General features: G+C 68.2%; 14 protein-coding genes and 1 pseudogene. 3 read left to right on the top strand and 12 right to left on the bottom strand.

All coding sequences use genetic code 11. The features are described from left to right. Positions 1 to 709, top strand: a 709-nt coding sequence (locus tag A5732_RS15530; RefSeq protein ID WP_076102696.1) for an adenine glycosylase, incomplete at its 5' end; no start/stop codon positions are given. Positions 710 to 712: 3 nt separating this feature from the next. Here the strand turns inward: A5732_RS15530 and A5732_RS15525 are convergent. Beyond that, positions 713 to 1,483, bottom strand: coding sequence for an alpha/beta fold hydrolase (locus tag A5732_RS15525; protein WP_076051554.1), 771 nt, complete (start codon positions 1,481 to 1,483; stop codon positions 713 to 715). A 63-nt stretch (positions 1,484 to 1,546) separates the two neighbouring features. Here A5732_RS15525 and mhuD point away from each other — a divergent pair, with 63 nt between their 5' ends. After that, positions 1,547 to 1,867: a mycobilin-forming heme oxygenase MhuD gene (mhuD, locus tag A5732_RS15520; protein ID WP_007772332.1), complete on the top strand. Its 321-nt coding sequence runs from the start codon at positions 1,547 to 1,549 to the stop codon at positions 1,865 to 1,867. Then, positions 1,842 to 3,206, top strand: coding sequence for a serine hydrolase (locus A5732_RS15515; protein ID WP_076102695.1), 1,365 nt, complete (start codon positions 1,842 to 1,844; stop codon positions 3,204 to 3,206). The genes mhuD and A5732_RS15515 overlap by 26 nt, the downstream gene beginning before the upstream one ends. A gap of 2 nt (positions 3,207 to 3,208) precedes the next feature. Here the strand turns inward: A5732_RS15515 and A5732_RS15510 are convergent, their stop codons facing one another. The 11 genes and pseudogenes from A5732_RS15510 to A5732_RS15460 form a co-directional block, all read right to left on the bottom strand. Further along, positions 3,209 to 3,757, bottom strand: a complete 549-nt coding sequence (locus tag A5732_RS15510) for a histidine phosphatase family protein (protein ID WP_076102694.1) — start codon at positions 3,755 to 3,757, stop codon at positions 3,209 to 3,211. Further along, positions 3,754 to 4,545 carry a CbtA family protein gene (locus A5732_RS15505; RefSeq protein WP_076051551.1) on the bottom strand — a complete coding sequence of 264 codons (792 nt, stop codon included), beginning with the start codon at positions 4,543 to 4,545 and terminating at the stop codon, positions 3,754 to 3,756. Before A5732_RS15505 ends, A5732_RS15510 begins: the two co-directional genes overlap by 4 nt. 9 nt (positions 4,546 to 4,554) lie before the next feature. Next, positions 4,555 to 4,770: a CbtB domain-containing protein gene (locus tag A5732_RS15500; protein ID WP_064950519.1), complete on the bottom strand. Its 216-nt coding sequence runs from the start codon at positions 4,768 to 4,770 to the stop codon at positions 4,555 to 4,557. Positions 4,771 to 4,959: 189 nt separating this feature from the next. Continuing rightward, positions 4,960 to 7,506 (bottom strand): ATP-dependent protease ATP-binding subunit ClpC, encoded by a 2,547-nt coding sequence (clpC1, locus tag A5732_RS15495; RefSeq protein ID WP_064950518.1) that lies wholly within the window; start codon positions 7,504 to 7,506, stop codon positions 4,960 to 4,962. A 324-nt stretch (positions 7,507 to 7,830) separates the two neighbouring features. After that, positions 7,831 to 8,169 carry a histone-like nucleoid-structuring protein Lsr2 gene (lsr2, locus tag A5732_RS15490; protein ID WP_007772320.1) on the bottom strand — a complete coding sequence of 113 codons (339 nt, stop codon included), beginning with the start codon at positions 8,167 to 8,169 and terminating at the stop codon, positions 7,831 to 7,833. A gap of 129 nt (positions 8,170 to 8,298) precedes the next feature. Next, complete coding sequence (gene lysS / locus A5732_RS15485; RefSeq protein WP_076102693.1) at positions 8,299 to 9,795, bottom strand: lysine--tRNA ligase; 1,497 nt, start codon at positions 9,793 to 9,795, stop codon at positions 8,299 to 8,301. A 78-nt stretch (positions 9,796 to 9,873) separates the two neighbouring features. Beyond that, positions 9,874 to 10,689: a type III pantothenate kinase gene (locus A5732_RS15480; protein ID WP_076051548.1), complete on the bottom strand. Its 816-nt coding sequence runs from the start codon at positions 10,687 to 10,689 to the stop codon at positions 9,874 to 9,876. A gap of 2 nt (positions 10,690 to 10,691) precedes the next feature. After that, positions 10,692 to 11,111, bottom strand: a complete 420-nt coding sequence (panD, locus tag A5732_RS15475; RefSeq protein WP_007772317.1) for an aspartate 1-decarboxylase — start codon at positions 11,109 to 11,111, stop codon at positions 10,692 to 10,694. After that, positions 11,111 to 12,049: a pantoate--beta-alanine ligase gene (panC, locus tag A5732_RS15470; protein WP_076051547.1), complete on the bottom strand. Its 939-nt coding sequence runs from the start codon at positions 12,047 to 12,049 to the stop codon at positions 11,111 to 11,113. The genes panD and panC overlap by 1 nt, the downstream gene beginning before the upstream one ends. Beyond that, entirely contained in the window at positions 12,046 to 12,957 is a 912-nt protein-coding gene (locus tag A5732_RS15465; RefSeq protein ID WP_076102692.1) for a Rossmann-like and DUF2520 domain-containing protein, read from the bottom strand. The genes panC and A5732_RS15465 overlap by 4 nt, the downstream gene beginning before the upstream one ends. A gap of 115 nt (positions 12,958 to 13,072) precedes the next feature. After that, a pseudogene (locus tag A5732_RS15460) lies at positions 13,073 to 13,341 on the bottom strand (DUF6779 domain-containing protein); the annotation flags it as partial.

Here is a 13,341-nt window from a genome sequence, read left to right as displayed (position 1 = left end):
GCGCTGGCCTACCCCGGCGGCCACGGCGGCGGCAAGCGCCGCCGACGTGCTGCGCGCCTGGGGCAAGCTCGGCTATCCGCGCCGGGCCAAGCGGTTGCACGAGTGCGCCGTCGTGAGCGCGCGCGATCACGGCGACGTCGTGCCCGACGACGTCGACACCCTGCTGACGCTGCCTGGTGTCGGCAGCTACACCGCCCGCGCCATCGCCTGCTTCGCCTACGGCCAGTCGGTACCGGTGGTCGACACCAACGTGCGCCGGGTGGTGGCGCGCGTGGTGCACGGCCTGGCCGACGCGGGCGCGCCGTCGGCGACGCGCGACCACGCCGACGTGTCGGCGCTGCTGCCCGCCGACGGAACGGCACCGAAGTTCTCCATCGCGCTGATGGAACTGGGCGCGACGGTGTGTACGGCGCGCGCGCCGCGCTGCGGGCTGTGCCCGCTGGGCCGCTGCGCGTGGCGAGACGCCGGCCATCCGCCCGCGCAGGGCCCGGCCCGCCGCGTTCAGACCTACGCCGGAACCGACCGTCAGGTCCGCGGGCGGCTGATGGATGTGTTGCGCGCCAACCACTCTCCGGTGCCCCGCGCCGAGCTCGACGTGGCCTGGCTGACCGATACCGCGCAGCGCGACCGCGCGCTGTATTCGCTGCTGGCCGACGGGTTGGTGACGCAGACGCGCGACGGCCGGTTCGCGCTGGCGGGCGAGGAGTAGCGGTCAGGCCGGCGGGTGCGGCGTCCCCAGAAACGACTCGACCGCCTCGCGGTACAGCCGGGGCGCCTCGTCGTGAATCAGGTGACCGGCGTCCGGCGCCCGTAAATACGTTGTCGTGCAATTGGTTTCGGCCATCTTCCGCATCTGCCCCGGCGGGGTCACCGAGTTGCCGGCCTCGATGAGCAGCGCGGGGGCGCGCACCGCGCGCCACTGCGTCCAGTAGTCCCGGGTGCCCCACTCGGCGGCGATCTCGATCCAGCGCGCGGTGTGACCGTGCAACCGCCAACCGGTTTCGGTGCGGTCGAAGGCCTCCAGGAAATACTGGCCGGCGACGGGCCCGAATTCGGCGAAAACCTGCTCGGCCGAATCGAATTCGACCGGAAGGGCATGCAGCCACGGTTCCCAGGGGCCGGTGGTGCGACCGCGGAAGTCCGGCGCCATGTCCTCGATCACCAGGGCGGAAACCAGTTCGGGGCGCTCGGCCGCCAAACACCACGAGTGCAGGGCTCCCATCGAATGCCCAACCATCCGGGCCGGCACCGCCAGCGAGCCCACCGCGTCGGCCAGATCGGCCACGAACCGTTCGGTGCTGATCGGGTGCGGGTCGTCGACGTCGCGACCCCGGTGCCACGGGGCGTCGTAGCTGTACACGGTGCCCAGCCGGGTCAGCCAGGGCAGCTGGCGCGGCCAGGTGCTCCCCCTTCCCATCAGGCCGTGCACCAGCACCAGCGGCTCACCGTCTCCCCCGTGGCAAGTCAACAGATGGCTGGGCATAGCACCATCTTGCGTGCACCGCCCTCGGCTCGAGCATGGGGATGGGCGGGGTAGCCTAGCGGCATGTCGCCAGTGGTGAAGATCAACGCAATCGAAGTACCCGCCGACGCCGGCCCGGAGCTGGAGAAGCGGTTCGCCCACCGGGCTCACGCCGTCGACAACCAGCCCGGCTTCCTCGGCTTTCAGCTGCTCCGCCCCATCAAGGGCGAGAACCGCTACTTTGTGGTGACCCAGTGGGAGTCCGAAGAGGCGTTCCAGGCATGGGCGCAGGGGCCCGCGATCGAGGCGCACTCCGGTGAGCGGGCGAAGCCGGTGGCGACCGGGGCCTCGCTGCTGGAATTCGAGGTTGTGATGGACGTTGCCGGCAACAAGCAGGCTGGCTAGCGGGCTGTCGGCCTGGCGCCGCGCATTGACGCTGAGCGCGGCCGCCGCACTGGTAGTGACATCGGCGCCCGGGTGCGCCCCCAACCCCTCCCCGCAGGCGAACGCGGCGAATCCGGGACGGCAGATCGACACCCGGACCCCGCCCGGGATCCGGGCGCAGCAGACGCTGGACATGCTCAACTCGGACTGGCCCATCGGCCCGGTCGGGGTTGGCACCCTGGCCGCACCCGACGAGGTCGAGTCGGTGCAAACCACCATGGAGGCGCTGTGGTGGGACCGTCCGTTCACGCTCAACGGCGTCGACCTCGGCGCGAGCGTGGCGACCCTGCACCTGACCTCGTCCTACGGTGCCCGGCAGGACATCCGGATTCACACCGACGACGCCGGCTCGGTGGACCGATTCGATCTCGAGACGCAGGCGCCCACGATCAATTCGTGGCACGACATCGACGCGGTGCTGGGCAAGACCGGCGCGCGCTACTCCTATCAGGTCGCCAAGGTCGACGACGGGCACTGCGACCCGGTGGCGGGCACCAACACGCACGAGTCCTTGCCGCTGGCATCCATCTTCAAGCTGTACGTGTTGCACGCGCTGGCCGGCGCGATCAAGAACGGGACGGTGTCCTGGGATGATCAGCTGACCGTCACAGACAAGAGCCGGGCCGTCGGCTCGTCGGGGTTGGCTTTGCCTACCGGAGCGCATGTTTCGGTGCGCACCGCCGCCGAGAAGATGATCGCCACCAGTGACAACATGGCGACCGACCTGCTGATCGGGAGGATGGGCACGCACGCCATCGAGGAAGCGCTGGCCACCGCGGGCCATCACGACCCCGCCAGCATGACCCCGTTCCCCACCATGTACGAATTGTTCTCGGTCGGTTGGGGCAGGCCCGACCTGCGCGACCAATGGGAACACGGATCGCCGCAAGTCCGCGGGCAGCTGCTGGAGCAGGCGAATTCGACGTCCTATGACCCGGATCCGATGAGGGCCCACTCGCCGGCATCCTCCTACGGCGCGGAGTGGTACGGCAACGCCGAGGACATCTGCCGGGTCCACGCCGCGCTGCAGGCCGACGCGGTCGACAAGGCCGCACCGGTTCGCGACATCCTCTCCGCGGTCGCGGGCATCCAGCTGGACCGCAACGTGTGGCCGTATATCGGCGCGAAAGCCGGTGGCCTGCCCGGTGATCTGACGTTCAGCTGGTATGCCGTCGACAAGACGCGGCAGCCGTGGGTGGTCAGCTTTCAGCTGAACTGGCCGCGCGATCACGGGCCGACGGTGACCAGCTGGATGCTGAAGATCGCCAAGCAGGCCTTCGCGCTGATCGCCCCGCGCTGAGGTCACAACCGCAGCGTCCAACGGCCGCCCCGGAAGTGCAGGACGACCCGGGTGACCGGCTCGACGTCGATCCGCCAAAACGACGCCTGGTCGAGATCAAGCGCCGCCACGATCGCCGCGCGGATCACCGCCGGATGCGTCACCGCTACCGTGCGTAATGGGTTGGCGGTCAACGACTCCAGCCACTGCGAAGCCCGCGAGATCAGGTCGGCGATCGACTCCCCGCCGTGTGGCGCGGCACCCGGTTGACCCAGCCACGCCTCGAGTTCGCCGGGCGGCAGGCCCGCAGGCGCCCGGCCGCGCCACCGTCCGCAGTCGAGGTCGGCCAACCGCGGCTCGTTTTCGGCTTGCAGGCCAAGCAGTTTCGCGGTCTGCCGGGTGCGCTGCTCGGGTCCGCAGAGCCGGCGCTGTGCAACACCGGCGACGCCGTCCATCGCCTCAGCCTGGCGCCGGCCGATCGCGTTCAGCGGTTCGTCAGCGGGAAATCGCCCGTCCGCCATAGCATCCGTCATGCCATGCGAGAGCAGGGTCAGCCGGGCGACCTCGGTCACGCCGCGATGCTCGACGCCCGCCCGCCCGGCGCCCGCACCGAAAGTAGCCGCCCACTGATCGTCGCGAACACCAGGCCGATGCCCGCCCACAGCACCAGCTGGGTGGCCAGCGACAGCAACCTGAACTCGTAGAGGTCGTCGGCGGGAAAGCCCGGATAGATGATCGTCCCCGCGGCGTCGCGCAGCGGTTCGGGTGTCTCGTCCACGCTCGGCAGCAGCACCGCCACCACGACGATCGCCACCAGGTACGCGCCCGCCGCGAGCAGCCTCGCGTTCCACGCGCCGACCCGGGGAGCGAAGCGCCGCGCCAGCCAGACCGCGCCGATCGCCAGCGCCACCGACGCCAGCACCATCATCAGGTACCAGCCGGTGCGCGCCCCGATCGTGTCGGACTGTCCGACCGCCGGTGGGTTGGGCGGATACTTCACGAACGGCACCACGTACACCGCCCCGAAGGCCCCTGCCGCCAACAGCAGCGAAAGCGCTTGCGGTTGACCGGTTTCCGTCCGCGCATAGACGACGGCGAACAGCACGGCGAACAGCGCGCCCATGGCGAGGCCGAAGATCAGCACACCGAATCCCAGCCCGGGGCCGGACTGCACGCCGCGGGTGAACAACTCGGCGCCGTGCTCGTGCACGCCGTGCGCGTTCTCGGCGTCGGTGCGGCCGTCTTCAAAAGCGATCGCGCGGCCGATGACGGGCTCGGCGCACAGGCGGGCGAAGGCGAACGCCAGCACCGCGCCGACAGCACCCGCCAGAAGACCGCCCCCGATCAGGCGTTTCTCCACGAGATCGGCTCAGTGGCAGGGGAAGCCGAGGAGGTGCCGTGCGTCGTGCACGAACTCGTGCACGTGCGAGTCGCTGCCGAACAGCGAGACCGCCCCCTGGTCGACGCCGACGAAGTACAGCGCCAGCAACGCAAGGAAGACGGTCGCGGCGAACCAGAGCGCGGTGCGTGCCGCGGACAGGTCAACCGATCGGGTGCGGCCGCCGGTTAGCTGCGGGTGGGACACAATCGACTCCTTCTGGGGATAACGCGTCCCCGCTGGGTGTGACGAGTCTCGGGTCTGACTTTGGACAGTGGCGCGACCGTTCTGGACTTTCACCAGATTCCGTTACACGTCGATGACAACGGTCAGTGTAGGGGGCAGCGAAAACGGGCGGTAGTCCGAGATCGACTACCGCCCGTTTCCTGTTGGTCGCTACTGCGCGTCCGGCCCCGGTTCGCCGGCGCTGTGCGCTCCGGCCTTCGCCAGGTCCGGCTCGGCCGGCGGCTTGCGGGTTCCGATGAAGGTGAACTTCGCGTCCTCGCCGGCGCTTTCGCCGTCCCAGTTGTCCACGTCGACCGTGACGACCTGGCCCGGACCGACCTCCTCGAAGAGGATCTTCTCGGAGAGCTGGTCCTCGATCTCGCGCTGGATGGTGCGCCGCAGCGGACGGGCGCCCAGCACCGGGTCGAAGCCGCGCTTGGCCAGCAACGCCTTGGCCTTGTCGGTCAGCTGCATCTCCATGTCCTTGGACTTGAGCTGCTTGCCGACGCGTTCGATCATCAGGTCGACCATCCGGATGATCTCGTCCTTGGTCAGCTGGTGGAAGACGATGATGTCGTCGATGCGGTTGAGGAACTCCGGGCGGAAGTGCTTCTTCAGCTCGTCATTGACCTTCTGCTTCATCCGCTCGTAGTTGTTCTCACCGCCACCCTGGGTGAAGCCCAGGCCGACCGGCTTGGAGATGTCGGACGTACCGAGGTTCGAGGTGAAGATCAGCACGGTGTTCTTGAAGTCGACCGTGCGGCCCTGACCGTCGGTGAGCCGGCCGTCCTCGAGGACCTGCAACAGGCTGTTGTAGATCTCCTGGTGGGCCTTCTCGATCTCATCGAACAGCACCACCGAGAACGGCTTGCGCCGCACCTTCTCGGTGAGCTGGCCACCCTCCTCGTAGCCGACGTATCCCGGCGGGGCACCGAACAACCGCGACGCGGTGAACCGGTCGTGGAACTCACCCATGTCGATCTGGATGAGCGCGTCGTCGTCGCCGAACAGGAAGTTGGCCAGCGCCTTGGACAGCTCGGTCTTACCGACACCGGACGGGCCGGCGAAGATGAACGAACCCGACGGGCGCTTGGGGTCTTTCAGCCCCGCCCGGGTGCGGCGGATCGCCTTGGAGACGGCCTTGACGGCGTCCTCCTGGCCGATGATCCGCTTGTGCAGCTCGTCCTCCATGCGCAGCAGCCGGGTGGTCTCCGCCTCGGTCAGCTTGAACACCGGGATGCCGGTCCAGTTGCCCAGCACCTCGGCGATCTGCTCGTCGTCGACCTCGGCAACCACATCGAGATCGCCTGAGCGCCACTGCTTTTCACGCTCGGCGCGCTGGCCCACGAGTTGCTTCTCGCGGTCGCGCAGGCTGGCCGCCTTCTCGAAGTCCTGAGCGTCGATCGCCGATTCCTTCTCCCGGCGCGCCTCGGCGATCTTCTCGTCGAACTCGCGCAGATCTGGCGGCGCGGTCATCCGCCGGATGCGCATCCGGGCGCCCGCCTCGTCGATCAGGTCGATCGCCTTGTCGGGCAGGAACCGGTCGTTGATGTAGCGGTCGGCCAGGGTGGCCGCGGCCACCATCGCGCCGTCGGTGATGGACACCCGGTGGTGTGCCTCGTAGCGGTCGCGCAGACCCTTGAGGATCTCGATGGTGTGCTCCACCGTCGGCTCGCCCACCTGGACCGGCTGGAAGCGGCGCTCCAGCGCGGCGTCCTTCTCGATGTACTTGCGGTACTCGTCGAGCGTGGTGGCACCGATGGTCTGCAGCTCGCCGCGGGCCAGCTTGGGCTTCAGGATGCTCGCGGCGTCGATCGCGCCCTCGGCCGCGCCCGCACCGACAAGGGTGTGCAGCTCGTCGATGAACAGGATGATGTCGCCTCGGGTGTTGATCTCCTTGAGCACCTTCTTCAGGCGCTCCTCGAAGTCACCGCGGTAGCGGCTGCCCGCCACCAGCGAACCCAGGTCCAGCGTGTAGAGCTGCTTGTCCTTGAGCGTCTCGGGAACCTGGCCGTGCACGATCGCCTGCGCCAGGCCCTCGACCACGGCGGTCTTACCGACGCCGGGCTCGCCGATCAGCACCGGGTTGTTCTTGGTGCGCCGGCTCAGCACCTGCATCACCCGCTCGATTTCCTTCTCGCGGCCGATGACCGGGTCGAGCTTGCCTTCCATCGCGGCCGCCGTCAGGTTGCGGCCGAACTGGTCGAGCACCAGCGACGTGGACGGGCTACCGGATTCGCCGCCGCGGCCACCGGTTCCGGCCTCCGCGGCCTCCTTGCCCTGGTAGCCGCTCAGCAACTGGATCACCTGCTGACGCACCCGGGTCAGTTCGGCGCCCAGCTTCACCAGCACCTGCGCGGCCACGCCCTCACCCTCGCGGATCAGGCCCAGCAAAATGTGCTCGGTACCGATGTAGTTGTGGCCGAGCTGCAGCGCCTCGCGCAGGCTCAGCTCGAGAACCTTCTTGGCGCGGGGCGTGAACGGAATGTGTCCCGACGGGGCCTGCTGGCCCTGGCCGATGATCTCCTCGACCTGGCTGCGAACGCCCTCGAGCGAGATGCCCAGCGACTCCAGCGACTTCGCCGCGACGCCTTCACCCTCGTGAATCAAACCCAGCAGGATGTGCTCGGTGCCGATGTAGTTGTGGTTGAGCATCCGGGCCTCTTCTTGCGCCAGGACGACGACCCTGCGGGCACGGTCGGTAAATCTTTCAAACATCGGGTTACCTGCTCTCCCTCACATCGGTACAAACCTGTTGGCGGCCCAGTGCCGGTCCCCTGTGGCCGGAATCGCGTACCTGTCTCCACTGTAATGGTCGCGTTGCCGGCGGGCCTAACCTTGCCGTGCGTTCTTCGCTACGGACCCACTCGCTGTTTCCCGCGCCAATCTCACCTGCGACCGCCAGCGGCGTTGCGCGCCGTAACTGAAGAAACGTCGCGGACTTCCATTTCGTTTCCGCAAGCCGCCAGACGATTGTTTCGCGTCCAGCGAAACGACAAACCGGCGCCCGGGCTTGGAGCCCGGACGCCGGTTTGAGGACTGCTAGGTGGCCGCGTGGAATGCGTCGATCACGTCGGCCGGGATGCGGCCCCGGGTCGACACGTTGTGCCCGTTACGGCGGGCCCATTCGCGGATGGCCGCGCTCTGCTCACGGTCGATCGCGCCACGGCCGCGGCCCGTGCCGGAACGTCCACGGCGACGGCCGCCGACGCGGCGACCGGCTTCCACCCATTGCTTCAGATCCCCGCGCAGTTTCGCGGCATTCTTGGACGAAAGATCAATCTCGTAGGTCACCCCGTCAAGCCCGAATTCCACCGTTTCGTCGGCCGCGCCGGCACCGTCGAAATCATCGACCAAGGTGACGGTCACTTTTTTTGCCATTGGCTTACCCTCGCATTTCGTCCTGAGCGGTTACTGAGCAGATTGGATCGGACCTCCCCCGGCACCAATCTGCCATAACAGCGAAGCATACTCAATCTGTACGGAAGCCGCACAGATGAAATCTTTCAACTACGACTGCGGCCGAACAATCGGGAACAAAACTGTCTCGCGAATTGACAGACCGGTCAATGTCATCAACAACCTGTCGATGCCCATTCCCGTTCCGGTACATGGCGGCATCGCATACTCGAGTGCGGCAAGAAAATCCTCGTCGAGCACCATAGCTTCGTCGTCGCCCGCGGCGGCGGCACGCGCTTGCGCGGCGAACCTCTCGCGCTGCACCACGGGATCATTCAATTCGGAGTACCCGGTCGCCAGTTCGACACCACGCACATACAGGTCCCACTTCTCGGTGACACCCGCTATGCTGCGGTGCTGACGCGTCAAAGGCGTTGTCTCGACCGGGAAATCCCTCACGAACGTGGGAGCGACGAGCGCGTTGCCCACCGTGTGCTCCCACAGTTCCTCGACGATTTTTCCGTGTCCATAGCCCCGGTCGGTGGGAATCTCGACGCCGAGCCGATCGGCGATTGCGAGCAGCCGCTCGACAGACGTCTCCGGCGTGATCTCTTCACCGAGTGCCGACGACAGTGACGGGTACATTTGTATCGAAGCCCATTCACCGTCTATGTCGTAGACACTGCCGTCGGGCAGCGGTAGTTGTCGCGTTCCGATCGCCTCGTCGGCCACCTCTTGAATAAGCTCACGGGTCACTACTGCCGAATCGTCATACGTTCCGTATGCTTGGTAGGTCTCCAGCATGGAGAATTCCGGAGAATGCGTGGAATCCGCACCTTCGTTTCGAAACACTCGATTTAGTTCGAAAACCCGGTCGAAACCACCGACCACGCACCGCTTGAGGAACAGTTCCGGCGCGATCCTCAAGTAGAGATCGATGTCTAGTGCATTGGAATGCGTGATGAACGGCCGCGCCGGCGCGCCACCGGCCAGCGTCTGCAACATTGGGGTTTCGACTTCGAGAAACCCGCGCCGCTCCAATGCGTTGCGTATGGCGCGGATGACGGCGATCCGCTGCCGCGCCACGGTGCGTGCCTGCGGGCGCACGATCAGGTCGACATAGCGCTGCCGCACCCGCGCCTCTTCGCTCATGTCCTTGTGCGCGACGGGCAGCGGACGCAGCGACTTGGACGCCATCTGCCAGCAGTCGGCCAGCACGGACAATTCGCCGCGCCGTGAGCTGATCACGTTGCCGTGCACGTAGACGATGTCGCCGAGGTCGACGTCGGTCTTCCACGCGTCGAGGGATTGCTGGCCGACCTTGTCGAGGCTGATCATCACCTGCAGGCTGGCGCCGTCGCCCTCCTGGAGCGTGGCGAAGCAGAGTTTGCCGGAGTTGCGGGAAAAGATCACCCGGCCGGCGACGCCGACGAGGTCGTCGGTCGCGGTGTCGACCGGCAGATCGGGATGGGCGGCACGGACCTGGGCCAGCGTGTGGGTGCGTTCGACGGCGACCGGGTAGGGGTCGTGCCCCTCGGCGAGCAGCCGAGCGCGCTTATCGCGGCGAATTCGGTACTGCTCGGGAATATCCAGATCGTCGGCACTCACGACGTGCCAGCTTAAAGGACTGGGCTTTGACGCCGTGCCGACGGCTTTGCCTGCGCGCTGCGGCGGGAAGCCGGTGTGTCAGCGCGCCGGCTTCAGCCGGCCGCGCTGGGCGTCGCGGTTGCGTTCGAAGATCAGCCGCAGCCCGTTCAGGGTCAGATGCTGGTCGTAGTGGCTGACGGTCTGCAGCTCGGGCAGCAGCAGCGGCGCGGTGTGGCCGGTGGCGATGATCGCGACGTCGTCGCCGGCAAAGCCATCCACGTCCTCGCGGATGCGCCCGACCAAACCGTCGACCAGCCCGGCGAAACCGAACACCGCGCCCGCCTGCATGCACTCGACGGTGTTCTTGCCGACCACCGAACGGGGGCGGGTCAGCTCCACCCGGCGCAGTGCGGCCGAGCGGGCCGCGGCGGCGTCGGAGGACACCTGCAATCCGGGCGCGATCGCACCGCCGAGGAATTCGCCCTTGGCCGACACGACGTCCACGCAGATCGAGGATCCGAAGTCGATGACGATGGCGGGGCTGTTGAATCGATGGAAGGCCGCCAGGCAGTTGACGATTCGGTCGGCGCCGACTTCCTTGGGGTTGTCGACGAGCAGCGGGATGCCGGTGCGCACCCCGGGCTCGATCAGCACGTGGGGCACCGAGGGCCAGTACTGGTCGAGCATCAGCCGCACCTCGTGCAGCACCGAGGGGACGGTGGACAGCGCCGCGGCGCCGGTGAGGCGTTCGGAGTCGTCGCCGATGAGGCCGTCGATGGTGAGCGCCAATTCGTCGGCGGTGATCTCCGCTTCGGTGCGAATCCGCCACTGCTGCACGACGTTTGCGTGCTCCTTGGATCCCGAAATCAGCCCGACGACGGTGTGGGTGTTACGGACGTCGATCGCGAGCAGCACGGCTACCGCGCAACGATCCGGGGATCCAGTAGTTCGGCCGCGTCGGCGGGCACGAATGCCGGATCGTTGCCGAGGTCGATCGGCTTGTTGTCGGCGTCGACGAAGACGATCCGCGGCTGGTACGCCCGCGCCTCCGCCTCTTCCATGGTCCCGTAGGCGATCAGGATCACCAGGTCGCCCGGGTGGACGAGATGTGCTGCCGCACCGTTGATTCCGATCACACCGCTGCCGCGCTCGCCGGTGATCGCGTAGGTGACCAGCCGGGCGCCGTTGTCGATGTCGACGATGGTGACCTGTTCGCCCTCGAGCAGGTCCGCCGCGTCCATCAGATCGGCGTCGATGGTCACCGAGCCGACGTAGTGCAGGTCGGCCTGCGTGACGGTGGCGCGGTGGATCTTCGACCTGAGCATCGTCCGTAACATCAATTCCTCCAAGGTGATTGGGCGTATTCGTGGTGTCCGTCCGGCCCAGCGGTGCCGGCGGGTGTTTCGATCTGCATTTCGATGTTGTCCAGCAGCCTGGTGGTGCCCAACCGGGCCGCAACCAGCAGGCGGGCCGAACCGTGGGCGGGCGCCGGGCCGAGTCCGGCGTCGCGCAACTCGAGGTAGTCGACGGTGAGGTCGGGCACGGCGTCGAGCACCGCGCGCGCCGCGGCCAGCGCGGCCGTGCCGCCGTGGTGCGCAGCGTGCGCGCCGGCCGTCAGCGCGGCCGAAAGTGTCACGGCCAGTTCGCGTTGCGTGGGGTTCAGGTAGCGGTTGCGCGACGACATCGCCAAGCCGTCGGATTCCCGGACCGTCGGCACCCCGATCACCTGCGCGTCGATGTTGAGGTCGGCGACCATCTGGCGGACCATCACCAGCTGCTGATAATCCTTCTCGCCGAAGAAGATCCGGTCCGGGCGCACGATCTGCAGCAGCTTGCACACGACGGTGAGCATCCCGGCGAAGTGGGTCGGCCGGACGGCGCCCTCCAGCTCGGCGGCCAGCGGCCCCGGCTGCACGGTGGTGCGCAGACCGTCGGGATACATCGCGGCGGCCGTCGGGGTGAAGACGATCTCGACGCCCTCTTCGCGCAGCAGTGCGACGTCGTCGTCCAAAGTCCGCGGGTAGGCGTCGAGGTCCTCGCCGGCGCCGAATTGCAGCGGGTTGACGAAGATCGAGACCACCACCACCGCGCCGGGCACCCGCTTGGCCGCGCGCACCAACGCCAGGTGCCCGTCGTGCAGTGCGCCCATGGTGGGCACCAACATCACCCGGCGCCCGGTGTGGCGCAGGGCGCGGCTGACGTCGGCGACATCGCGCGGGGCGGAGTAGACGTTGAGGTCGCCCGCCGTGAAGGCCGGTGGCTTGCCGGGTCTCATGGCGCCAGCACCTCCACGACGTCCTTGGGGGCGTGCGCGCGCTGGGCGGTCCGCAGGGCGTTCACCCGGTACGCCTCCGCCAATTCCGGCCCGGCCTGGCCCAGCGCCGCCAGGTGCCCCGCGACAGCGGCCGCGTCGCCACGCGCGACCGGACCGGTGAGCGCGGCCTGCCCGCGTTGCAGGGTGTTCTCCAGCGCGGCCCTGGCCAGCGGCCCGATGATCCGTTCGGCGATGCCGCCCGGCTGGTCGTCGACGGATTGTTGGCCGAGCAGTTCGCTGCCGCGCAGCGCGGCGCGCAACGCGTCGAGCGCGTCGGCGAGCACGGTCACGATGTGGTTGCCGGCGTGGGCCAGCGCGGCGTGGTACAGCACGCGGGCGTCCTCGGCGACGCAGAACGGTTCCCCACCCATCTCCAGCACCAGCGATTGCCCGATCGCGTAGCCGATTTCGTCGGCGGCGGTGACGCCGAAGCAGGAACCCGACAGCCGGCTGAGGTCCTCGTCGGAGCCGGTGAACGTCATCGCCGGGTGGATCGCCAGCGGGATGCAGCCTTCCTGGGCCAACGGCTCGAGAATGCCGATCCCGTTGGCGCCGGACGTGTGCACCACGATGGTTCCGGGCCGCACCGCCGACGTCGCGGCCAACCCGGACACCAGGCCGGCGAGCTCGCTGTCGGGGACCGCGAGCAACAACAGCTCGGCACCGGCCGCCACGTCCGGCGGCGTCGCCACCGGCGTATCGGGCAGCCGGCGTTGCGCGCGCTGCCGCGACGCGTGGGAGATGGCGCTACACGCCACCACGACATGGTCCGCGCGCTCCAGCGCGACACCGAGGGCGGTGCCGACCCGGCCGGCCGAGATGATTCCCACCTTGAGCCGAGCGGGGCGCAAACCGTCGAACTGCACCATCGCAGACGACCTCACAGATATCTTGTTTCGTTCCGGTCCCACCTCGTGGGTACCGTTCGGTCACTACGACTGTAGTCGATTACCAGGCATTACCCAATGTGAGGAAGCTCCCAGCTCAGCCCTCGCGGCGACGACGCCGGCCGCCCTCGGAGGGCTGCACCTGCAGGCGGGCCAGCAGGTCGGCCACCGACTGGCCGCCCGTGGAGGTGCCTTCTCCGGTGCCATCGGGGCCCTCTTGCTGCGGGTCACCGCCGTGCCGGGGCGCCTGCTCCGGGACGGGCGGCGGCGCCAAGCGTGGCGGCGGTGGCGCGCCGGCGGACGGGCGGCCGGTGCGGAGCCGTGGTTGGGCGCGGTCGACGACAGCGTGCTCGCCGGCCTGGTGTC

Origin of the sequence: Mycobacterium colombiense, assembly GCF_001953985.1 — a bacterium.
Taxonomy (GTDB): Bacteria; Actinomycetota; Actinomycetes; order Mycobacteriales; family Mycobacteriaceae; genus Mycobacterium; species Mycobacterium colombiense_B.
The sequence above is the reverse complement of the archived record's forward strand: the minus strand, read 5'-3'. Positions and strand labels throughout refer to the sequence as shown.